The sequence below is a fragment of the Thermomonas flagellata genome, from assembly GCF_022419185.1.
Classification (GTDB): domain Bacteria; phylum Pseudomonadota; class Gammaproteobacteria; order Xanthomonadales; family Xanthomonadaceae; genus Thermomonas; species Thermomonas flagellata.
This window is the reverse complement of record NZ_JAJOZK010000006.1, coordinates 144,037-166,899: the sequence shown is the minus strand read 5'-3', so window position 1 is coordinate 166,899 and position 22,863 is coordinate 144,037. Positions and strand designations below refer to the sequence as shown.

General features: G+C 66.0%; 16 protein-coding genes, 2 rRNA genes and 1 CRISPR repeat array. Of the genes, 16 read left to right on the top strand and 2 right to left on the bottom strand.

Annotated features, from left to right (window positions below):
* From ML340_RS07695 to ML340_RS07685, 3 genes are all read left to right on the top strand, one after another.
* Window positions 1–75: ribosomal RNA gene (locus ML340_RS07695) — 23S ribosomal RNA — on the top strand; the annotation flags it as partial.
* Between the two features lie 132 nt (window positions 76–207).
* Window positions 208–321 (top strand): 5S ribosomal RNA (gene rrf, locus ML340_RS07690).
* 300 nt (window positions 322–621) lie between these two features.
* A protein-coding gene (locus ML340_RS07685) for an IS3 family transposase (RefSeq protein WP_240098354.1) occupies window positions 622–1,754 on the top strand; the annotation gives its coding sequence in 2 pieces (ribosomal slippage) (window positions 622–877 and window positions 877–1,754; 1,134 coding nt in all).
* A 60-nt stretch (window positions 1,755–1,814) separates the two neighbouring features.
* Here ML340_RS07685 and ML340_RS07680 read toward each other — a convergent pair.
* Window positions 1,815–2,932, bottom strand: a protein-coding gene (locus ML340_RS07680; RefSeq protein ID WP_425608294.1) for an IS3 family transposase whose coding sequence is annotated in 2 segments (ribosomal slippage) — window positions 1,815–2,683 and window positions 2,683–2,932 — 1,119 coding nt in all. Because the reading frame shifts where the segments join, the coding sequence is not laid out codon by codon here.
* 190 nt (window positions 2,933–3,122) lie between these two features.
* Here ML340_RS07680 and ML340_RS07675 point away from each other — a divergent pair.
* Genes ML340_RS07675 through cas2 form a run of 8 tightly spaced genes read left to right on the top strand, consistent with a single transcriptional unit; the run spans window position 3,123 to window position 14,577 of the window.
* Window positions 3,123–4,673: a Cas10/Cmr2 second palm domain-containing protein gene (locus ML340_RS07675; RefSeq protein ID WP_240098350.1), complete on the top strand. Its 1,551-nt coding sequence runs from the start codon at window positions 3,123–3,125 to the stop codon at window positions 4,671–4,673.
* On the top strand, window positions 4,670–6,694 hold the full coding sequence (locus ML340_RS07670) for an RAMP superfamily CRISPR-associated protein (RefSeq protein ID WP_240098348.1): 2,025 nt from the start codon (window positions 4,670–4,672) through the stop codon (window positions 6,692–6,694). Before ML340_RS07675 ends, ML340_RS07670 begins: the two co-directional genes overlap by 4 nt.
* Window positions 6,691–8,109, top strand: a complete 1,419-nt coding sequence (locus tag ML340_RS07665) for an RAMP superfamily CRISPR-associated protein (protein WP_240098346.1) — start codon at window positions 6,691–6,693, stop codon at window positions 8,107–8,109. The genes ML340_RS07670 and ML340_RS07665 overlap by 4 nt, the downstream gene beginning before the upstream one ends.
* Window positions 8,106–8,609, top strand: a complete 504-nt coding sequence (locus ML340_RS07660) for a hypothetical protein (protein ID WP_240098344.1) — start codon at window positions 8,106–8,108, stop codon at window positions 8,607–8,609. The genes ML340_RS07665 and ML340_RS07660 overlap by 4 nt, the downstream gene beginning before the upstream one ends.
* Window positions 8,606–10,663: a TIGR03986 family type III CRISPR-associated RAMP protein gene (locus tag ML340_RS07655; protein ID WP_240098342.1), complete on the top strand. Its 2,058-nt coding sequence runs from the start codon at window positions 8,606–8,608 to the stop codon at window positions 10,661–10,663. The genes ML340_RS07660 and ML340_RS07655 overlap by 4 nt, the downstream gene beginning before the upstream one ends.
* Window positions 10,660–12,396: a hypothetical protein gene (locus ML340_RS07650; RefSeq protein WP_240098340.1), complete on the top strand. Its 1,737-nt coding sequence runs from the start codon at window positions 10,660–10,662 to the stop codon at window positions 12,394–12,396. The genes ML340_RS07655 and ML340_RS07650 overlap by 4 nt, the downstream gene beginning before the upstream one ends.
* A gap of 1 nt (window position 12,397) precedes the next feature.
* Window positions 12,398–14,218 (top strand): CRISPR-associated endonuclease Cas1, encoded by a 1,821-nt coding sequence (gene cas1, locus ML340_RS07645; protein ID WP_240098338.1) that lies wholly within the window; start codon window positions 12,398–12,400, stop codon window positions 14,216–14,218.
* Window positions 14,219–14,223: 5 nt separating this feature from the next.
* On the top strand, window positions 14,224–14,577 hold the full coding sequence (cas2, locus tag ML340_RS07640; protein ID WP_240098376.1) for a CRISPR-associated endonuclease Cas2: 354 nt from the start codon (window positions 14,224–14,226) through the stop codon (window positions 14,575–14,577).
* 76 nt (window positions 14,578–14,653) lie between these two features.
* Window positions 14,654–15,017: direct repeats of the CRISPR family, unit length 35 nt; unit sequence GTTCCACCCTTATCCCAGCCGGCTGGGCTTGAAAC.
* A gap of 75 nt (window positions 15,018–15,092) precedes the next feature.
* On the opposite strand, the gene ML340_RS07635 is transcribed toward cas2, so the two are convergent.
* Window positions 15,093–16,544 carry a sigma 54-interacting transcriptional regulator gene (locus tag ML340_RS07635; RefSeq protein ID WP_240098336.1) on the bottom strand — a complete coding sequence of 484 codons (1,452 nt, stop codon included), beginning with the start codon at window positions 16,542–16,544 and terminating at the stop codon, window positions 15,093–15,095.
* 366 nt (window positions 16,545–16,910) lie between these two features.
* Between ML340_RS07635 and ML340_RS07630 the strand changes: the two genes are divergently transcribed.
* The 5 genes from ML340_RS07630 (at window position 16,911) to tkt (ending at window position 22,838) form a co-directional block, all read left to right on the top strand.
* On the top strand, window positions 16,911–17,756 hold the full coding sequence (locus tag ML340_RS07630; RefSeq protein ID WP_240098334.1) for a hypothetical protein: 846 nt from the start codon (window positions 16,911–16,913) through the stop codon (window positions 17,754–17,756).
* 37 nt (window positions 17,757–17,793) lie between these two features.
* On the top strand, window positions 17,794–18,801 hold the full coding sequence (locus tag ML340_RS07625) for a hypothetical protein (RefSeq protein WP_240098332.1): 1,008 nt from the start codon (window positions 17,794–17,796) through the stop codon (window positions 18,799–18,801).
* Window positions 18,802–18,811: 10 nt separating this feature from the next.
* The gene (locus tag ML340_RS07620; protein WP_240098330.1) at window positions 18,812–19,528 is read left to right on the top strand and encodes a vWA domain-containing protein; all 717 of its coding nucleotides are present in this window, start codon (window positions 18,812–18,814) and stop codon (window positions 19,526–19,528) included.
* A gap of 265 nt (window positions 19,529–19,793) precedes the next feature.
* The gene (locus ML340_RS07615; protein WP_240098328.1) at window positions 19,794–20,597 is read left to right on the top strand and encodes a PP2C family serine/threonine-protein phosphatase; all 804 of its coding nucleotides are present in this window, start codon (window positions 19,794–19,796) and stop codon (window positions 20,595–20,597) included.
* Window positions 20,598–20,843: 246 nt separating this feature from the next.
* A complete protein-coding gene (gene tkt / locus ML340_RS07610; protein WP_240098326.1) occupies window positions 20,844–22,838 on the top strand; it encodes a transketolase in 1,995 nt (664 codons plus the stop codon).
* Window positions 22,839–22,863 lie beyond the last annotated feature (25 nt).

Here is a 22,863-nt window from a genome sequence, read left to right as displayed (position 1 = left end):
GGTTGATAGGCAGGGTGTGTAAGCGCAGCAATGCGTTGAGCTTACCTGTACTAATGATCCGTGCGGCTTGACCATATCACCTCAAGTGGCTTCGCCAACGCGAGCCACACCGCAGCCTCGATGACCGTCGCAGGCCGCCCTCCACGCTCGCCCTCTCTTCCCCTCCCCATGCGAGTCCAGGCGCACGCGCGCCGGCTCCACCCTCTCCCTGGTGACCAAAGCACCGTGGAACCACCCGATCCCATCCCGAACTCGGAAGTGAAACACGGCAGCGCCGATGGTAGTGTGGCCTTGCCATGCAAGAGTAGGTCATCGCCAGGGCCTTATCCCGCAACCCCCCGGATCCCCTCCGGGGGGTTGTCCTTTTTACCGCCTGCGAACCACCAGCACCCCGCGCTCGCCGGCCACGCCATCCCGCCCCACCCCTCCCGCCGCCAACGCCGCCGCGCCATCCCCAGCGGCGATTGGGGGCAGGTCACCTCCTGGCGGGGAAAACATGCCAGAAAGCTCTACTTATCGAGTGTCCGGGATCTGGGGGAGGTTACGGCGTGACTGTGACCTGCCCCCCGCAAGCCGTACCACTCGAAGCTAGGTAGAGTCCGTCATCCAGAGAGGACGGACATGCGCAAGAGTCGATTCACCACGGAACAGATCATCGGGTTCATCAAGCAGGCTGAGGCCGGCATGGCGGTGTCGGAGCTGGGCCGACAGCACGGCTTCAGCCCGGCCAGCTTCTACGCCTGGCGCGCCAAGTACGGCGGCATGGAGGCCGAAGACGCCAAGCGTCTGAAGGAGCTGGAGTCGGAGAACAGCCGCCTGAAGCGGCTGCTGGCGGAGGCGCACCTGGACATCGAAGCGCTGAAGATCGGCTTCGGGGTAAAACGCTAGCCCCGCAACGCAAGCGCGAGGCGGTCCGTCGCATGCTCGAGGCTTTGGCCGTGAGCGAGCGCCGGGCCTGCCGCCTTGCGGGGCTGTCCCGCGACGCCTTCCGCCATCCGCCCGAGCCGGCGCCTGCGACGCAGGCGCTGTCGGCCAGGATCATCGAACTGGCGCAGGTGCGCCGCAGGTTCGGCTACCGCCGCCTGCACGACCTGCTGCGCCGGGAGTATCCGACCGTGAACCACAAGAAGGTCTACCGCCTCTATCGCGAGGCGAACCTGGCCGTGCGCCGCCGCAAGAAGATCCGCAGGCCGCCGGTCGAGCGCCAGGCACTGTCTGCTGTCGCCGCGCCCAATGCAGTCTGGAGCATGGACTTCGTCAGCGACGCGCTGGCCAATGGTCGCCGCCTGAAGAGCCTGACGGTGGCCGATGACTTCACCCACGAGTGCATCGACATCACGGTCGACCATGGCATCAGCGGCGCCTACGTCGTGCGCGTACTGGATCAGGCTGCGCGGTTCCGCGGCTACCCGCGGGCGGTGCGCACGGATAACGGTCCGGAGTTCACCAGCCGGGCCTTCATCGCGTGGACGCAGCAGCACGGCATCGCGCACCTACTGATCGAGCCCGGCCGCCCCATGCAGAACGGCTATATCGAGAGCTTCAACGGCAAGTTCCGCGACGAGTGTCTGAACGAGCACTGGTTCACGTCGCTTGCCCAGGCCCGCGAGGTGATCAGCGAGTGGCGCCGCGACTACAACCAAGTGCGACCACACAGCAGTTGCGGCCGCATCCCACCCGCACAGTTCGCCGCCAACCACCGTACCCAAACCCCGCAACACCAAGTACCCTTCAACCCCGGACTCTCCCAGTAATCAGTGGTACGGCGATTGGGGGCAGGTCAACTGACCTGCCGGTTTTTTTCGGGCCACCGATTAGTTGAGGATGGCTCGGGTGGTTGATGCGGGTTGTTGCTGCTGGAACTCGTCCTTGAACTGCTTGGGTGTCCGGTAGCCGAGGCTCGAGTGCGGGCAGTCCTCGTTGTAGTGGCGGCGCCACGTCTCGATGATCGCCCGGGCCTCGATCCGGTTCCGGAACCATTCCATGCTGAGGCACTCGTCCCGGAACTTCCCGTTCAGGCTCTCGGCAGTGCCATTCTGCCAAGGCTTGCCTGGATCGATCAGCGCGGTCTTGATGCCCGCCTGCCGAAGCCATTTCAGGATGGCATGGCTGACGAACTCGGGGCCATTGTCCGACCTCAGGTAACGCGGTGCGCCGTGCAGGCTCACCAGCCGTGAGAGCACCTCGATGACCCGACTGGAACGGATGCTGCCCTGGACGTCGATGGCCAGGGCCTCATGCGTCCACTCGTCGGTGACGACCAGGCACTTCAGCGGCTGGCCGTTGGCGCAGGCGTCGAACACGAAGTCACAGGCCCAGACCTGGTTCGGACCCATCGCCGGCAGCGGACGCGGTCGCGCGGCCGACACCCGTCGGCGGCCACGCTTCTTCGGCACCTGCAACCCGGCCCGCTGCCAGAGCCGCAGCATGCGGTCCCAGCCGAGCTGAATCCCCTCCCGCTCCAGATAGACGTGGATTCGGCGGTAGCCAAAGCGCGGGTACAGCGCGGCATAGTGCCGCAGGCGTTCGATCACGGGGGCATCCTTCTGCGGCATTTTGGCCTCATAGCCCAGCGTCGAGCGCGGCACGCCCAGCAGGGTGCAGGCCCGCCGCAGGCTGATGCCGCGTTCGGCCACGATGGGAACCAGGGCGCGCCGGGCCGGCGCGCTCACCACTTTTTTGTGGTGATCTCCTTCATGACCTCGATCTCGAGGTCGCGCTCGGCCAGCAGCTTCTTCAGGCGGGCGTTCTCCTGCTGCAGGCTGCGCAGCTGCTTCACGTCCGCGGCCTCCAGCTGTCCGTAGCGCTTCCGCCACAGGTACAGGGTCTGCTCGCTGACGCCGTGCTTCCTGGCCACTTCCGCCACGGGGGACCGGTCGGCCTCCCGAAGGATCTTGACCATCTGCTCTTCGGTGAATCGGGACTTGCGCATGGGCTCCTCGTCTTCGTCGGGAGCCATCCTCTCAACTTTCAACTGGACCGAAAATCGCCAGGCAGGTCATGACGGCGCCTTCGCCAAAGCGATTGGCATCCGCTACCATCCACCCGGACTCTAAATCGCCCCGCTACTGAAGGCGGGGCGTCGGACTTTAGACCGAACTGCGACTGGAGGCGAGAGCGGCATGGAAAAAGTGGAAATGGAGTTCAAGCGCATCCAAACCTACCTGTTTGCTTCGCCCAGACTACGCGCCATGTTGGGGGCTAATTCCGCGCTAGGGCAAACCATCCGAACCCATTTGCCAGAAATTGCCAGGGAGTGCGGGGCCAAAGCTGATCCGCAGACGCTCGAAAAAATGCCTGCTGCGAATCGGGATGACCCCTTGCAACAAGCGCAAGCCTTGCTCGGACAGACCGCGCTGGGCGACGCACTGCTGATTGACGATCCGGTCGGCCTTTACCAAGGCTATGGTGTACTGGTGCGCGATGGCGGCCATTTCATCGCCACCTTCCCGGAGTCAGAACAAGCGCGCTGCTTCATCGATCGGGCCACCGCGCACATTACACAGGAACTGCCTGGCCTCCTGCTCGAAGCACGGCTCGATGGCGAAAAACTGGCGCAGCCCCAATGGGGCGAGAGCTTGTTCCAGCACCCGGCGTTTCAGGTCAGCCACCACCTCGGCGACCGGCCTGCACAAGATCGCAATGCCAAAGGCGCTTTCATTAGCGCCGAAGAAAAACAGCAGGAAGAGCGGGGCAAGGCCTTTCGCGAAAACCCGCGCGATCTCATCGCCCTGCTGGAAAAATCGGGCTTGATCCCCTGCCCGGATGAACCCCCGCAAACATTGGAAGACATCGCCAGCGACGACTACTTGGCGCTGATTCATGCCGATGGCAACGGCATTGGCAAACGTTACCAGGCCTGGCGAACACGCAGCCCCGACCCCGAACACAGCCTCAATGCGGAAGCGCACGGCGAGCACTTCTACCACAGCATGCGGGTAGCGGTTAGACGTGCGCTGACGAAAGCGCTCGAGCGGGTGTTTGCAGACGTTCCCCAGCGTTACCAGCTGTTGATGCTCGGCGGCGACGATCTGCTGATGGCCTGCGCCGCGTCGTACGCGCTGCCATTCGTCCGCGCCTATGCAGAAGAGCTGGAACGCATCCCGCTCTGCGATGCAAAGCCGCTGAGCATCGGCGCCGGCGTAGCGATCGCAAGACCAACCTTTCCTTTTTACCGTCTGCACGACACAGCCGGGGCGCTCGCCGACAGTGCCAAGCGGCACGTCCGGACCGACCCGGCTGCCGGCTCGGTAGTGGACTGGCATGTCACGTCCAGCGCCTGGCTGGGCGATCCAATTGCCCAACGTCAGGCTGATAGCCTGGCGGGCAACACTGTTCTCAGTGGCAAGCCTTACCCAGTTCTAGGTGAGCGCAGCCTCGACAAGCTACTCAGGCAAGCCGAAAGCATCAGCAATTCGTCCGAGGTTGCACGCTCGCAACTGCGCGAGATGGTCGAGATCATGCGTCGCAGTCCCAACCTTGCCGAGCTGGGCTGGCGGGAGCTGCCCGATTCGATGCGCAACCATTTGCGGGTCGTTCTGGAGCAATTTGGGCAAACCGGGCTGTACCGGCCGCTTGGCGACGACCTGCAGATCAGCGTCCTGCCCGACCTCGTCGAACTCTACGAAATCAACCGGCGACCGCGACCAGAAACGACGGTGCAAGCGGCATGAGACGATTGACCCTGAGTATCGAGCTTCTGGAAGACCTGCATGTTGGCACCGGCACCGGCTGGGCAGACATTGACGCGCTGCAGGTTCGTGACCGGCGCGGTTGGCCGGTGCTGCCTGCCAGCCACATCAAGGGTCTGTTGCGCGATGCGGCCAGCGAATGGTCGCGGTTGGAGCCATCAGCGCTTTCCCGTGAGGATATCGACCGCCTGTTTGGCCGCCCGGGGGACATGCAGGGACGGCTTCAATTGACCAGCGCCTACCTGCGTGACGATGCCCTATCGCCTCCGCTCGTATGGGGCAGCATCGCCATTGATGACAAAGGCAAGGCGGAAGAACAATCCCTGCGCTATGTCGAATACATTCCGGCAGGCAGCCGCTTTGTGATGCAGGCAGCGCTGCCGGCCGACGACGAACAGCACGAGGATCTGCTCAAGGCCGTCATCGCCCGTTGCCGACGGCTGGGTAGCGGACGCAACCGTGGTTACGGTCTGGTGCGCTGGCACCTGGAGGAAACGGCTGGCTACGATCCGGTTCTGGTGCGAGGCACGCCAGTTTTCCTCGGTCGTCTACGCCTGCTTTTGCGCAACCTGGAGCCGGTCTGCCTGGCGCAGACCGGCCATCCAGGCAATCTGATCGCCAGCGAATCCTTCATCCGCGGCCGCAGCCTGCGGGGTGCCTTTGTGGCGGCCTGTCTGGCGCTTGGGCAAACCGAGGCCGCGCAGGCTTTGCTCGCAGACAGCCTCTCATGGGGCGATGCCCTGCCGCTGCCGGATGCCGATCTGGCCGATGCCGATCTGGCAAGCATCGAGGTGCTACCGATTCCCCTGTCGATGGGCACGCCCAAAGCTGCGGCGCCGAGCGCAGATACGCCTTGGTGGGCGTATCGGCGTGAAGGGGATTGGCTCGGCGCTCAGGGGGAAATCGACCAGATCGCGCTCAAGGCTGGCGAGCGCCCCGCTGAAAAGCTCAAACGCCCGGCCAGCGGCGAGTTTCTGTATCGCCCCCGGCCAGGGTCGCCTTGGCAGCGCTACCGCCCGCAAATGATCGAGCGGCTGCACACAGCCGTACCCAGCGACGAAAACCAGCGCCAACAAGCCCTTTTCAGCACCGAACAGCTGGCCGAGCATACCCTGTTTGTGGCCGACCTGTTCTTGACCGCGTTCGAGCAAGCCGCCCTTCTGGAGCAGGCGCTACGCGACCTCAGCGGTCACTGGCTGCGCATCGGCCGCGGTGGTCGCCCGCTCGTCATCGAGGAAGCGGCCTGGTTGCCTCCGACAGAGCACGGCAATGCCGACGGCGCGGACTTCAGCCTGCTGCTCGAAAGCGACCTGATCGTCCGCGACGCCCTTGGCAACTACCGCGATCGGCTCGACGCCGCGACCCTTGCCGAACTGGCCGGGGTGGCGGCAGACGGCATCGACATCAAAGTCGACCCGGTCTTCAGCGAAGGCTGCGACCTGTTCGGCTTCAATGCCTCCACGGGTCTGCCGCGCCTGGCGCAACGCGCCATCAAGGCAGGCTCGGCGGCGCGTGTCTCGGGCCCCGACGCCCTGCGTCTGCGTGACGCGCTGGCCGAGCGACGGGTTCTCGGCGAGTGCCCGGAAGAAGGATTTGGGCGCTTTCGGCTCGACCGTCTGCCGCAGCCACAGCGCATGAAAGCTCCGGCGCATTCCGTGGTCACCTCCCCCTCCCGTCAGGACGTCTTGTGCGCCGAGGCCAAGCGGTATGTCGAGGTTTTTGGGTGTGCCCTGTCAGCGCCCAGCGGCAGTCAGTGGGGTGATTTCCGCAGCCGAATCCAGTCCGCGCGCAGCCGGCAGGAGCTGGACGACGTCTTTGGTCTCATCGAAGAGGCCAAGGAGAAGCATGGTGGCAAGGCGTGGAAGAACTTTATCGACGCACCTGCCTATGGCCAACTGCGCCAACGCCTTGCCCAATTGCCGCTGGCCGACGCGCAAGCCTTGCTCGAATATTTGCTTCGCTGGCAACGCGCCCTGAGGAATCAACCGGAGGCCCGCCCATGACCCCTTATCGCACGCTCGTCTTTGCCCGCATCGTGCAGGAAAGCGCGCTGGGCATCGGCGGCAACCGACCCCATGATCTGGTCGACATCCCGCTGGCGCGCGACGGGCAAGGCCGGCCCGTCATCCGCGGCAGCACCATCGCGGGCTGCTTTATCGCCACCGCTCGCGCACTGGCCGGCACGCTGCCGCGCGCCATCACCTTCGGCGGTGGCAAAGCCCGACAGGCGGAGCAAGACATGCTCTTACCCTCCGCCTGGCGATTTGCCCATGCGCACCTGCTCGGCGACGCGCCGCAAACCGGCTTTTTCCAGCACGTGAGCATCGATCCGCGCACCCAGGCGGCCAAGGACGATCACCTGTTCAACCTCGAAGCCATGCCGCCGGGCACCTGCTGGAACTTCGAGTTGGAGATCGCACCAGCAGCTGGTGCCGATTTCGCCGACCTCGAGGCCCTGGCCGCCGCGACGCTGGCGCGCTGGCGTCAACGCGGCGGCGCGCGGCTTGGGCGCGGCAGCCGGCACGGTTACGGCTGGTGTCACCTCGAAGACATCACCATCGTCCGGCTCGAAGCGCGTCACGCACGTTTGTGGCCCGACGCCTTCGCCCCGGCGCGCAGCGGCAGCGAATGGATCGAGCATTTCCGTGCCAACGATGCGGAGGTGCTCGAGCTGCAGGATTGGTTGGACGAGCATGCCGAGCGCCTGCCCAAGCCGAACCGTCATGTCGTCGAACTCTCCGGCACCTTGCAGGTGGGCGAGCGGCAAGACGGATTCGGCCAGGGGTATGGCCTGGACACCCTTTCCATCGGCGGGCATGCCCGTCTGCAACTGCAAGCACAGGATTTCTTCGACCGCGTCATTCAGCCGTCCGGATTCCGCCTTCGCGCGAAAGACTTCGACCCAGACTTCACCATCACCGCCCAGCCTGGTCCGGACGGCAGACTTCGCCCGTATGTGCCCGGCGCGAGCATACGCGGCGTCTGGCGCGCGCAGTTGGCCCGCCACGGGCGTGCGCAGCGTGCGGATCTGACCCTGCTCGACACCCTGTTTGGCAACACCGAGCAGGCGGGTTGCCTGAGCGTGGCCGACGCCACGTTGGCCGATGACGACTGGAAGCTGCTGTGGCAACAGCATGTCGCGATCGACGAACTTTCCGGCGGCGCCTACGGCTCGTCCAAATTCGACCGCCTGTGTCTCGCCAAAGCCCGCTTTTGCTGGCGCGCCACGATTGAGGCTGATTCCGGACAAACCGCGCAGGCGCTGGCCGAACCCCTGATTGCCATGCTCAAGGCGCTGGGCGATGGCCAGCTGCCGCTCGGCGGGGGCATCTGGCGCGGTCATGGTCACATCCGCTGGACGCTGGACGCCGCCACCGTTCGCCCGTTGAGCGCACCTATACAAAGATCACAGCCATGAACCCGCAAACCCTCTACGTTCTTCAGCAACCCTTGGCCGACCGGCTTACTCTCGGCCTGCTGCGCCAGCACATCCAAACCACGGATCCGCTGTGGATCTCCCTCGAACCGCGGCCCTGGCTGCCCCAGCGCGACGGCAAACGTCTCACCGGCCGCCTACCCGGCATCGAACCGCTCGCGCGCACCCTGCCCGAAGGGCTCGACGACCTGCCCCTGCTCGCGGCCAGTGTGTATACACCAGGCCACTGGCAGCATTTCCACGATGCCCACCCGTTGAGCGGGCTGCCCGGCCAGTGCATCACCTGGAGCCTTGAGTCGCAGGAAGGAAGCCGTTCGATTGAAGTGCTCTGCCGTCGACAGCCGGTGCTCACATGGCAAGACCGTCACCGCTTTGGTCTCGCCGGGCAAGGAGTTCTGCCGCCTTCACTCGAAACCGAGCACTACTACCAAAACGGCAAGCGCCTGGCCTGGCGGCTGCTTCCCACGGAGCCAAACCCATGATCCCGATTCCCTACGGTTTTTTGCCGATCGACCCGGCGCGCAGCATTCATGATGCTCCGCTGTGGCGCGACGGCAGCAGCGACGAATTGCGCTACAGCGGTGAGTTACTGATTACCCTGACCGCGCTCACCCCGCTGATCGTTGGCAACCACCAGCACGCCCTTGATGAAAAACACAGCCTGCTGTTGCCACAAATGCTCGACGATGGCCGCGTGCTCATCGGCGCGTCCAGTCTGAAGGGGATGCTGCGCGCGTCGCTGTCCAGCCTGCTGCACGCGCCGATGGAGCGGGTGGCCGAGCATCACTACACCTACCGGCCTAACCTTGGGTTTGGAGGAAACAAACCAAAAGCGGAGCCGCGCGCCGCCGTCGTGGAGCCCATCAAAAACAATGGTGAAGGCCCCACAGCCACCATCACCATCCGCCTGTTGCCGTCTGATTGTGCTGTGGTGTTCGTCCGCGAGGAGGCTGTGAAGAAACTTGGGCCGCCAGCGGCGGGGGGTCACATCCAGCGCACGATTCCCGACGTCGAACTGACGGGCAGGGCGCCCCGTATGCGGCTCGATGCCAAACGAGGCCAATCAGCCAGGCTGGATCACCATTTTTTCCTGTATCGCGGCGGGATCGACGGATCGGGGCACCTCGCCGAGGCGTTCAGATCGGATAGCCGCGTCTATCAGGCGGTTCTCGTGCCGGCATCGGATTATCAAAAAGCCCAGACCCTATCCATCCCCGAGAAGATCTTGCGGGCGTACTACCAAACTCAGCAGATCCTCGCCGACACCCTGGTCGGGCATCTGAGCCCCGGTTATCCGAACCTGAACAAACTTGAAAATCTGGACGCCACCCGGCGCGACATCCTCGCCCACGTCCGCTTGCAGGTCGGCCAGCTCATCTATGTCGAAATCGAACAAGCTGGCAAATCGTGCATGCACATCAACAGCATGGGCCATCACTTCTACTACCGCTGGGCCTACAGCAGCAGCGTGCGCTACAAAAACAGGCTGCTCGACGGCAAAGGCCAATTGCGGGCCGAACTGGCGCTCCACCCGGACGAACACGCGGATCCACAAGGCGTGCCCCACCGGCTGACTGGCGCGAGACTGCTTTTTGGCTATGCCGTGGACGGCCGCGATGATATGCAGGCCGGGTTGGCCGGCGGCAATTTCAAACGCCTCGCCGGCCGCATCGCCTTCAACACCGCTATCGAATACCCTGAGAACAAAACGCCCGATAGCCGATTTATCGGCGGCGGTCGGGAAATCCAGCTCCGCGTTCTCGGCATGCCCCGCCCCAGCGCGGTCGAGTTCTATCTGAAGCAGACCGGGCTGCCCGGCAAACTCACTACCTACGGCGACTTGCCGGGCGATCCCGGCGGTGACCTGGCCGGGCGCAAGTTCTACCGGCACCAGCCCGATGCGGCCAAAACCCGCCAGCCCTATTCACCCGGCTCCGCCAAAAGTCAGAACGACACCAATACGCAAGAGCGCGGCACCTGCGTGCGCTACCTCTCCGCCCCTGGCAGCCATTTCCGCTGCACCCTGCGCTTTGACAGCCTGCGCCCCTGGGAGCTGGGCGCGCTGCTGGCCGCGCTCGACCCCGGGTTGATCGAAAGCGCTTTTGGCTTGTCCCGCTACCAGCACGGCTATGCGCACAAACTCGGCTACGGCAAGCCTCTGGGCCTGGGCAGTGTGCGCCTGCGCATCGACAAAGCGCGCTGGCAGGAGAGCGACAGCTGGAAGTGGCGGCAAAGCTGCAGCGACGAGGCGCTCTGGCAAGGCCTTCAAGCCCAGGCGCTGGACGCGCTGAAAAAACGGCTGCAGGCTTCATGGACAGACGACAAAAAGCGACAGGATCATCTCGCTGCCTGGCTCAAAGCCCGGCGCTGGGCTTTGAAGGGATCAGCCGCCTATCCCACCGAGGCGGATAAAGATGGCAATGAAACCATTTACAACTATCACACCGCCCTGCGCCGCGCCCACGCCGCAGCGCGCCGCGGCGATGACCACAAACGCTTCGACGAACTCAAAAAGCTACTGGAGTCCGGCAGATGAACTCTCGCGCGCAACTCGTCCTCACCCACGGCACCTCAGACCTGCAAATCCTGCTTCGGGATGACCAGGGAAAGCTGTGGCGCGCGATGCCCGACAAAACCATCGTGCGCCGCTTCCATGAATGGCTGCTCGAACAGCAGCATGATGCCGAGATCATCGACACGCCGTCCGACCTGCTCGAACGTGAAGCCGAAGCGGTCTTTACCGACTGGAGCGGTCACACGTTCGGCCTGCGGCTGCCACAAGCCAGCCCCGACGCGCGTCCTGAACGCGGCCCGGACGGGTGCCTGCAACTGATGCTGCCCAAGATCGAGCCCGTGCTCAGGCATTGCCTGGGCCTGCAGGCCCAGCCCGGCAAACCCGCCGAGTCCGCACAAGCCGGGCTGGCCCGCGCCTTGCAGAACGCCGGCGTTCGGCCTGCGCCGCTGGGCAGCGCGCTGGTGCTCAGCACGGATCGAGGTTCAGAGGCGCAGGAACCCGTGGCCACCTGCACCTTCCTCAAACGCTGGCTGGTGAAAAAGGGCCTGCCCGAAACCGCCATCAGCGAATGCGTGTTTCTTCACCCCGGCGAACGGCTGGAAAGCAGAGACAGTCCGCTCGCCCCTGTGATTGCCGAGCGCATCGAGCGCGCACTGCGGGACTTTTATGATCGCCAAAGCACGCTGCTCATCGCCAGCATGGGCGGGCTGCCGCCGATCAAGCCGCTGCTGGCCGAACTGGCCGTGTTGCTGGCCGGCGACAAGGCGCAAAACCTGTTCAAAACCGAGCATGGCGCGCTCGGCCTTTTGACCCAGACCCCGATGGACGCGCTGCGCGTTCGCCGTCAATGCCTGGAGCAGGTGCGTCGTGGTGCGTTGCTCGATGCCTGGGCGATGGCCGCGCCTTTTCATGACGATCCGGACGCCCGCGGCTGGCTGCGGCCACTGGAGCAGGCCGCCAGGCTGCTCAATGGCAACCCAGTGGACAAGGATGCCGATTTGCCCGCGTTGCAGCACATTCTCGGCCATGCCCGGCAAGCCACCTGCCTGCTGGTGGCCATCCGCGTGGAAACCGCCTTGCAGACCGAGCGCTGGCTCGAAGCCATCAACGGCAGCCTGACCTTTCTCGAAGCCGCGTTTCACGACGCGATCCATCAATGGGCGAAGGAAGCGCTCGAGGAGTACCGCCCTCGACGCCGCTACATGCGCTTTCGCACCAAACCTGATTCCAGACTGCTCAACTCCCCTGCGCTGACACCTTGGAGTACAAAAAAGGGTGCGGAGCCGCTGGCCTACCAGGCCAACATGGTCGGCGAAGCCGCGCTCAGTGCCTGGGATGATGTGCTGGGCAATGTCCCCTTGCATAAGCTGCGGGAAGTCATTCACAACCCCACTCAGCTGGTCAACGGTCGGACGTTCAGGCTTGCCGACTACCGCAACTTCAACACCCACGGCGTTCTGACCCAGGACGAAATCGATGAGGCCGTCACCCGCTTCATGGGTGCCGACCTGTGGTCGCAAGGCGTGGCCAACCCCGCTGCGCGGCCCAAGCCGGGGCGGGCCTTTCTCGGTCGAAAGCTGGTCGGCGACGTGATCGGTTCGCTGATCCTTGCCAAGGATTCCGCGCAACAGCCTGATGCAACGCCTGCGCAACCCGCCGCAGGCCCCGAATCTCCGGCGCCGTCGGCGCAGGCGCTTTACCAGACGCTGCTGCAGCAGATCGAGGCCAAGCTGATCGACCCCGCCGTGGCCTGATGTGAGCCCGCCGCCGCTGCACGCCTCGGAGCTTGCCGGGCTTGCCTGGCTGGAAATCGACCTCGTCCTGCGCGCCCACGCCCCGCCGCGCCGGGCGCACCCCTTGGTCGTGCTCGAAGCTCTGTTCAAAGGCGTGTTCGAAGCCGCCGGGTTGGACGCGCGGCAGGTCAAGCAACTCTGGCACAGCCCGGGGCAAAGCGTGCACACCCTGCTCTGGCAGGCCGGATCGCGCATCGAGATCACCTTGCAACTCTTTGGTCTGCAATCCGCGCAGGCCGCGCAGTGGCAGCAACGGCTCCTCAGCCGCTTTGACCCCAGCGCGCAGCCGAACTTCAGCCTCGAGCACATTTCACCGTGGCGCACCGCGCAGCTCCCGTCGCCGCCGGCGGAAGCCGGCGATCTCACCCTTAACTTTCTGACCCCAGTGCCTCTGCCCCATGCCCCCGGGCAGCCCCGCACCGCGCTGGATGAACCCGGCTTTCTGCGCCTGTGCCAGACCCGGCTGCGCAAACTGTTCGGGCGCGAAGGCCAACTGCCGCCGCCGCCCGCGCTCGACACCTCGGTCTGGCGCTACTGGCGGACGAAACACCACTCCCGCTCGCAGAATGGCCACCCCATGTTCATCAATGGCTGCCTTGGCCCACTGATTCTCAGCGGCGAATCGCTTGCCGCCTGGAGGCCTTGGCTGGCGCTGTTTGCCGCCGTCGGGCTGGGCGAGCGCCTGAGCTTTGGTCAAGGGCGTTTCCAGTTCGCCTCCTCTGCGGCCGAGCGCACCGGCCCGGGTGCGGCCCCGCTACGACTGCGTCGCCCCCTCGTGATCGACAGCGACCTGGCGGGCGCACACGTTGGGCTCGCCGATGCCAATCTGGTCGTCAGTGTCGACGGCCAGCCGGTGCGCAAGCTGCCGCTGATGCGCATCGATCATCTCGCGCTTCATGGCCCCTGCCAGATCAGCACCCCCCTGCTGGATGCCTGCGCGCTGGAGGGCATCCCGGTGCTGATGGGCGCGCCGGGGCAGACGCCGCTGGTCATCGTCGGCCAGCAAGCCGAAGCCCAGCGCTACCGGCGGCTCGCCGCGCACCACGCCGCCCACCAGGCGCTCGACCGGGCCCAGCGGGCCCGCCTCGCGGCCCGCCTGGTGGAGCACAAGCTCGCGGCCTGTACCTGGCTGGTGCGCCAGCGTTACCAGCCGGGCGACCATCGACTGCTCGCGCAGTTGGAACGTGCACGCCAAGCCCTCGCGCGCAGCGAGCGCAGCAGCGTGGTGCGCGGCTGGGAAGGCTGGGCCGCGCGGCACTACCATCGCTGGCTGCAGCGACGGCTGCAGCCATTGGGCGACTTCCAGGTACGCCGGCACTACGGCCAAACCGGGGATCTCGTCAACAGCCTGCTCAATTACGGGTACGGATTGTTGCGCAACCATCTGGCCCGCGGGATCCGCCTGGCGGGCCTCGATCCCTGGCTGGGTGTCCTGCATGAGGCCAACGATCGCCATGAGGCGTTGGTCAGCGACCTGATGGAACCCTGGCGCCCGCATGTCGACCGGCTCGTCCTGCGCTGGGTGGGGTTGAAAGTCATACGGCCCGGGAGCTTTACCGAGATCGACGGCCAACTGCGCCTGCTGCCGCAGGCGCGCGAGCGCATGGTGCAGGATTTCACCCGCATGCTGGAACGTCCCCCGCGCAACGGCAGCCTACGGCTGGCCGCCCGCATCGGGCAGATGCTCGACAGCTATGCCGACGCCGCTGCCCGCGGCATGCTCGGCGACTGGAGCATGCCCATGCCCATCGCCGGCATCCCGGGGGCGGACGACGAGGCGTGAGCACCATGTCCATTCATCAGTACTGGATTGCCTACGACCTGAGCGATGACCGGGAACGGGCGCGGGTGGAGCGCTGCCTGTTGCGTTATGGCCAACGCCTGCAAAAAAGTGTGTTTCATTGCGTGCTGGACAGGCAGCGGCTTTCCCGCCTGGAAGGGGAACTGCGGGCGCTGGGCTGCGGCAGCGGCGCCATCGCCGTCGCCGTCCTGGCCGAACCGGCCCGCGTGCTAGGCACTGCCGGGCCGGACGTCATCCTGGCCGAAAACTGGGCGTTCACCTGTTTTCCCGGTATGCGCGAGGGGGCATCGCTTTCGGACTGCGTCACTTCCGTTCAGAGTCGGGCGCAAGATCTGCTATGATCCGCACCATGGTCCGCGAGGTTCCGAATGAACGCGCTTTTTTCCTGTTGATGCGCAAGTACTTGGAAGATCCGCGGTTCCACCCTTATCCCAGCCGGCTGGGCTTGAAACGCGCGACATTCCCTTCCCCGAGGATGGCGCTGGTTCCACCCTTATCCCAGCCGGCTGGGCTTGAAACGTTTACCAAGATACTCCACTTCCTTCCATCCGTTCCACCCTTATCCCAGCCGGCTGGGCTTGAAACATATCAAACGTCTGCACATGCAGATACTGAGTTCCACCCTTATCCCAGCCGGCTGGGCTTGAAACTCCACGCGACGCAGATCGGTCGGATCGTTCGGTTCCACCCTTATCCCAGCCGGCTGGGCTTGAAACTGCAACGCGGCCACGTCAGCGCCCGGCACCGTTCCACCCTTATCCCAGCCGGCTGGGCTTGAGGCCGCGCGCGCTGCCGCTTTGCTGCAGGATGCGGCGCGGCAATCCCCCGATCCCGGGCGGGTCGTTGGTGGGGGCATTCACCCCTTGAGCACGCGCCCGAGATGCTGCACCGAAATCCCCAGCATGCGGGCGGCTTGCGATTTGTTGCCACCGGCCTGATCCAGCGCTAGTCGTGCCAGTTCGCGCTGGCAGCGCTTGGTGTGGGCCCTGAAGTCCAGATCGGCGCTCGCGTGTGGCAGGGCAGTGCGGAGGGTTGATGGGGGCGGCGGGCTGGCAGGTGTCGGCGCGTCCTGTCCCAGTGCGATGTTGATATCGGAGGCGCTCACCTGCGGCCCTCGGGCCAAGAAGGCGGCCCGCACCAGCGTTGCCTTGAGTTCGCGCACATTGCCCGGCCAGGCATGTGCCAGCAGGCGTTGGTGCGCGGACTCGTCCAGTGCGCGTCCGGGCAGACCCGGGTTTTCGTGGGTGGTCTGCTGCCAAAAGGCATCGATCATGGCCCTCAGGTCCTCCGGTCGGCGGGCCAGGTCGTCGAGTGGGATGATCAGCCCGGCCAGCCGGTAGTAGAGATCGGCGCGGAAGCTCCCGGATTCGACGGCCTGCCACAGGTGGCGGTGGGTGGCGGCGACGATGCGGCAGTTCAGCACGCGCTCGACGCGCTCGCCCAGGCGGGTGACTTTCTTCTCCTGCAGAACGCGCAGAAAACGGGTCTGTGCTTTCAGGGGCAGTTCGCCCACTTCGTCGAGGAAGACGATGCCATGGCCGGCGGCTTCGAAGACGCCGGGCTGGTCGCTCACGGCGCCCGTGAAGGCGCCTTTCTTGTGGCCGAACAGTTCCGACTCGATCAGCTCGGCAGGGATGGCGCCGCAGTTGACGGGGATGAAGTTCTTGTCCGCGCCGCTACAGCGGTGCAGGTGCCTGGCCAGCTCTTCCTTGCCGGTCCCGGTGCTGCCCAGGATCAGGACCGGCCATTGGCTTTTCGCGGCGGTTTCGGCCAGCCGCCAGGCGCGCTGGGTGGAGGGCGAGAGCACGATCGGCGCGCCGGGCGCGTGCCCGGCCTTGCTGGGTTCGCCCGGTGCGCGGCTGGCGGCATGGCTGGCCGGATCGGGGGCGTCTTCGAGTTTGAGGTCGAACGGCAGTTCCAGCCGCCGGCAGCCCTGGGGGCTGCGAATGTCGGTCTGCCAGAGCACACCGGCGCAGGCGTCCAGCCGCGCGACGATGAGGGTAGATGCCGCCATCGTCGGGGTGCCGGGTCCGACCAGATAGTGCCGTTGTGCGATCGGTCGCCCGCGTTCATGGTCCTGCACGGTCCGGCGCATGGCGTCATAGGCCCAGTTGAAGGAGGTGGGGTCGCCTTTGACGACCGGCCTGAGCATCAGCAGCAAACGCTTGCCCGCCTGCTTCAACTGGGCATCCAGCCACTGGCAGTACGAGATGCCGGATGCCGCTGCGCTGGCTTCGTGTTCGAAGTAGTCGATGAGCAGCACCGCTTCATCCAGATCTTCCGCCAGATGCAGCAGGGCGTCGGCCACGGGCCCTCTGCCGCCCTGTCTGTGGGCGCCTGCCGACCTGCTCGGGGCGCGGCCGCGCCGTGGATCGTCCGGTTGGGCCTGGCTGGCGCGCAGATCGCTTGCGCCTACCCATGTGTATAGAACATTCATGTGCATTCGAACATTTATATTCGAACATTATATGCGAACGCCTGGGGAATCTGCATCTGCCTGCGGCGAGAAGATCGTCGGGTGCGTTGGCCAGCCCCTCTGTGTTTATTCTTTTAAATCAAGGGTTTATTCTGTTGCTGGCTGTCTTTGCGATGGGCGTGCCGCTGGCTTGCGTGAGGTTGGCACGGATATCGCATTAGTTGCGGATGAGAACGACATCCCTACCAAGGGGCATTCATGGACAGCCGCAGCAGCTCTTCGACTTCGCAACAGACCGTCATCATCGGCAAGAACGGCTACGAGCAGAGCGTCATCGCGCGCGCCCTCGGCCGCGCCGGCGCGAATCCGCATCTCAAGGGCCACATCCACGAAATCCTGGTGCAGGACATGAAGAATGTCCGCAACCTGATGTCAGCCAATGGTGCGACGACCCAGCTTACCCAGAGCGCCACGGCCAAGACGGTCGATCTGGTCACCATCAAGGGCGGCAAGGTCATCGAGCGCATCCAGGTCAAGGATGTCACCAGCCGGCCCGGTATAGACAAGCTGGTCAAGCGGTGCGCGGAAGGCAAGTACCGCAGTGTGCAGCTGATGGGCTCGGAAGAGACCACCCGGGCGTTCAACGCGGCCGCGGAAAAAGCCGGCATCTCCAAGCGCATGACCAGCACCGGCGTGTCGTCGAAGAGCACCGAATCGATGGCGCAGCGCGCGGGTGCCACCGGCAGCGGCAGCCTGGGCAGCGCGATCGGCCAGGCTGCCAAGGCGGGCGGCGTGGCTGGGGCCGTGGTCGGCGGCGGCGTGGAGCTGGTCCGCGGCTGCATCGACCTGATCGACGGCACCGCTGAGGTGGAGGAGGTCGCCGGCCGGGTGGTGAAAGCCAGCGCCAAGGGCGGAGCCAGCGGCGCTGCGGCCGGCGCTGCGGCAACGGCGGCCGGCGCCGGCGCAGCGGCTGCCGTTTCGGCGCTGGGCGTGACCGGTGCGGTCGCCACCGTCGCCACCGTGGGCGCGCCCCTGGTGGCCGTCGGCTACCTGGCCTGCGAGGCCTTCGACGCCGTTTGCGACTTCCTCGGCGACTGTCTCTGAGGCGCGCACCCGATCCGAACACACAGGGGGAAAATCCATGAGAACGATCGTTCAAACTCTTCACGGCGAGGCCGTCCGCCTGTCTGATTCGCCTCTGGCTCAGGGCGGCGAAGCGGCGGTGTATGAGGTGCCGCAGTACCCGAGCGTGGTGGTCAAGCTCTATCACCCGCAGGTGCTGGACAAGCGCCGCAACAGCCTGCGCGCCAAAATCGAGGCCATGTGCACCGACCCGGCGTTGGCTGGCTTCAAGCAGCACTCCAGAATGACCTGGCCGAGGTTTTCGGTGTTCGATGAGCGCAAGCAATGGCGCGGCTACGCGATGAAAAAGGCCGCAGGGGTGCGCATGACCGTGCTGGCCCACGCCATGGCTTACCACGAGCACTTCCCCGACCTGGACCGGCCGGCGCTGCTGGCCTACCTGCTGAACTTGCTGAGCACCATGCAGGAATTGCACGCGGCCGGTGTGCGGCTGGGCGACTACAATCCGGCCAATTTCCTTTGCCAGCCAGACGGCCGGGAAGTGACGCTGATCGACTGCGACAGCTGGCAGGTGCAGGCAGCGGGGCGGACCTTCCATTGCCCGGTGGCCGCGCCCGAAATGCTGCCGCCGGAGTTGCTAGGTAAAGACCTCGCCCGGACGCATCGCACGCTGGAGAGCGAGCAGTTCTCGCTGGCGATCCTGATTTTCAAGGTGCTGATGCTCGGACGCCATCCTTTCGACGTGGTTGGCGGTGAAAGCCCGGTGGCAAACATCCGCCAGGGTCATTTCCCCTACGGCATCGGCGGAGGCGGCATCCCCAAGGGGGCATGGTTCAACATCTGGAGCCATCTGCCGTTCAGGCTCAAGGAGCAGTTCGTTCGCACCTTCCGCGACGGCAGCCGCGACCCGACCGAGCGCACCACCGTTCCCGAGTGGATTCAGTTGCTCAGCCTCTACCAGCGGGAAATCACGCGCGGCTGGCACGCTGCGGAAATCAAGCCCCCCGCGCCCAAAAAATCCGATTACCGCGGCAGCCAGTCCGCCCCTCAGCCCCTTTCGGCTTGAGGAGATTCCCATGTTGCTCTCTTCGCTCGCCGATCTTTTCCGTTTCGACAAACCCAACCCGGAGAATGCCATGTCAGCCACCTCGAACGACCTCATCGACAACCCTTCTCCTCGCTGCCCCGTGGCGCTGGTGCTCGACACCTCCGGCTCGATGCGCGGCGAGCCCATCGGGCAGCTTCACGCCGGCGCGCAGCTTTTCATCGAAGATGTCAAGCGCGACGACCTGGCCCGCTGGTCGGTGGATCTGGCGGTTTTCACCGCTGGAGGCGTAGTCGACTGCCTGCTCGATTTCACCGGGGTCGAGCAGATTGCCGGCATTGCGCCGATGAGCGCTTCGGGCGACACCCCGCTGGGCGAAGCCACCCGCCAGGCGCTGAATCGTCTCGAAGCCCGCAAGGCGCAGTATCGCAACGCCGGCGTGCCCTACTACCAGCCGTGGCTGGTGATCATCAGCGACGGCGCACCGACCGACCACTGGCAGGATGCCGCCCAGCGCGCCCGCGAGCTGTCGGCCAACCGTAAGCTCGTCAGCCTGCCGGTCGGGGTCAGCGGCGCGGATCTGAACGTGCTGTCGGCGTTTTCCAGCAAACCCGCAATAGCGCTCGACGGGCTGAAGTTCCGCGAGCTGTTCCAGTGGCTATCAGCGTCCATGGCCCGGGTTTCGGCCAGTACGTCCTCCGACGCCTCCGTGCAGCTGCCGCCGATCGATTCCTGGGGGAGCGTCTGACATGGCACGACGCCGCTGTTCCGATCCGCGTGCGCAGAGACGCCATGACCCCAACCGGCATGACTCGGGGCGCGACGCGAGTCCGCGCTGTATTCCGCCTGCTGCCCCTGGTTCCGTCGCTGCGTCCCCGAGCCCAGGGCAGCCTCCTGCTCCTGTCTCCCTATCGTCGGATGCGGAACACCCACGCGACGCACTTACCTTGCCAGCATCTGCACCCGCAGGTGTGCCTGCGCCAGCGCCTGTGCACGCGTCCGCCGTGCCCGCCATGCCGCAATCGGTGGCGCTGTCGGCTTGGCGGGTTTGCGGTGCCGCGGTGACGGGGCTGGCGCATTACCGCGCTGGTTTGCCCTGCCAGGATGCAGTGGCCTGGCGCAATACGGTGCGCCCGATCCTGGCGCTGAGCGATGGTGCCGGCTCGGCCGCCGTCAGCGAGCGCGGAGCCACCGAACTGGTGCGCGGAATGAGCCGATTCCTCATGAGCCTGGAGGATGAACTCTGCGCCTGGCTCGATGATGCCTCGGGCGATGCGAAGGAGCAGGCTGGCCTATGGTCGTGCAGGCTCCTGGCCCACGCCAGGGGCCTGATCGAAGACCTCGCCGATGCAGACAAGCGTCGCATTGAGGATGTTCGCGCCACGCTGTCGCTCGCGGTGATGGGCACTATGCAGGTGTTCTGGTGGCAGGTAGGCGATGGCGCGATCGTCGCAGAGTCCGCCGGCGGCTTGCAGGTGCTTGCCAGCAGCGCCAAAGCCAAAGGAGAATTCGCCAACCAGACCAGCTTCGTCGATACGGCAGGCCCGAACGATGTGCAGTTCGGGCTGCTGCCCAGCGCAGAGATCCATGGCCTGGCGTTGATGAGCGATGGCGGCGCAGAAAGGCTCGTCGCGCATGACGGGAGCCGGGTTGCAGCGCGAATGGGTACATGGTTTGGTGAACTGGCCCGCCAGTCACTCGGTCCGGACCGGATCGCAGCGGCCTATCACGAGCCGGCCATGTGGGAACGCACGACGCTGGATGATCGTTCGATCGTGCTGGCTGCGCGCGGCCAAGAGTTCGATCAGCCGCCCTGATCATCTTGTCGGCAAGTCCGGCATGGCGAAGCCGTCGGTCCCTCGATAGCCCGCGGCCGCCGCGCCCACGCCTGCGCCATGCGCTCCGCCTTGCTTACCGGCTCCGCAATGCCGCCGGACCGCATCGGAGCGCAGCTTCCGGTCGCCGTGCCATGCAATGCGGCCCTGCCGGTTGCTGACGGCAACCGATGCGCACCGCGACGGGCGATGGTGGACAATGGCGCCTTCCCCACGAACCGTCCTGCCATGCCCATGCCGACGCGTCGCGAGCTCGCCAACGCCATCCGCTTCCTCGCCATCGATGCCGTGCAGGCCGCCAACTCCGGGCATCCGGGCATGCCGATGGGCATGGCCGACATCGCCGAGGTGCTGTGGAACGACGTGCTGCGCCACAACCCGGCCGATCCGCACTGGCCGGACCGGGACCGCTTCGTGCTGTCCAACGGGCACGGCTCGATGCTGCAGTACGCCCTGCTGCACCTGACCGGCTACGACCTGCCGATCGAAGAGCTCAAGCGCTTCCGCCAGCTCGGCAGCCGCACGCCCGGCCACCCGGAGAACCACCTGACCCCGGGCGTCGAGACGACGACCGGCCCGCTCGGCCAGGGTCTGGCCAACGCGGTCGGGATGGCGCTGGCGGAGAAGCTGCTGGCGCAGCGCTACAACCGCGACGGGCATACGATCGTGGACCACCGCACCTGGGTGTTCCTGGGCGACGGCTGCCTGATGGAAGGCATCAGCCACGAGGCCGCTTCGCTGGCCGGCACGTGGGGGCTGCACAAGCTGGTCGCGTTCTGGGACGACAACCGCATCTCGATCGACGGCGATGTGGCCGGCTGGTTCACCGACGATACGCCCGCGCGGTTCGAGGCCTACGGCTGGCAGGTGATCCGCGGGGTGGACGGGCACGACCCGCAGGAGATCCGCACCGCGATCGACACCGCCCTGCGCTCGGCCGACCGCCCGGTGCTGATCTGCTGCCGCACCACCATCGGCTACGGCTCGCCGCACAAGGCCGGCAAGGAATCGGTGCACGGCGCCCCGCTCGGGGCGGACGAGGTGCAGGCCACCCGTGCGGCGCTGGGCTGGCCGTATCCGCCGTTCGAGATCCCGGCGGAGATCTACGCCGGCTGGCGGCGGCGCGACCTGGCCGGGTTGCAGGCCGAGTGGGAGCAGCGCTTCGCGGCCTACCGCGCGGCGCATCCGGAGCTGGCGGCGGAGTTCGCGCGGCGCATCCGCGGCGAACTGCCCGACGGCTTCCTCGCCGCGGCCGAGGCCTTCATCGCCCGCACCCAACAGGAGGGGCCGGCGATCGCCAGCCGCAAGGCCTCGCAGAACGCGATCGCCGCCTATGCGCCGCTGCTGCCGGAGCTGATCGGTGGCTCGGCCGACCTCGCCCATTCCAACCTGACCCTGTGGAAGGGCAGCGTGAGCGTGGCCAGCGACGCGCCGGATGCCAACTACATCTATGCCGGCGTGCGCGAGTTCGGGATGAGCGCGATCAGCAACGGGCTGGCCCTGCATGGCGGCTTTTTGCCGTTCGACGCGACCTTCCTGGTGTTCTCCGACTATGCGCGCAACGCGGTGCGCATGAGCGCGCTGATGGGCCAGCGCGTGATCCACGTCTACACCCACGACTCGATCGGCCTCGGCGAGGACGGCCCCACCCACCAGCCGGTCGAGCACCTGGCCAGCCTGCGCTACATCCCGCACAACGACGTGTGGCGGCCGTGCGACGCGGTGGAATCGGCAGTGGCCTGGAAGTGCGCGATCGCGCGTGCCGACGGCCCGTCGTGCCTGGTGTTCAGCCGCCAGGCACTGCCGCACCAGCCGCGCGACGCGGCGCAAGTGGCGGCGATCGCGCGCGGCGGCTACGTGCTGCGCGACAGCGTCGGCGCGCCCGCGCTGATCCTGATCGCGACCGGCAGCGAGGTCGCGCTGGCGATGGCGGCGGCCGCCGAACTCGGCCCGGATGTGCGGGTGGTGTCGATGCCCTGCACCAGCGTGTTCGAGCGCCAGGACGCCGCCTATCGCGAGGCGGTGCTGCCGGCCGCCTGCCGCCGGCGGGTGGCGGTCGAGGCCGGTGTCACCGGCTTCTGGCGCCAATACGTCGGGCTTGACGGCGCGGTGGTCGGGATCGACAGCTTCGGCGCCAGCGCACCGGCCGAGCAGCTGTTCCCGCATTTCGGCCTGACCGTCGCCCATGTGGTCGCCGCCGCGCGCGCGCTGGCGGCCGGCTGAGTCCTTTCCTCCCACGGAGACATCC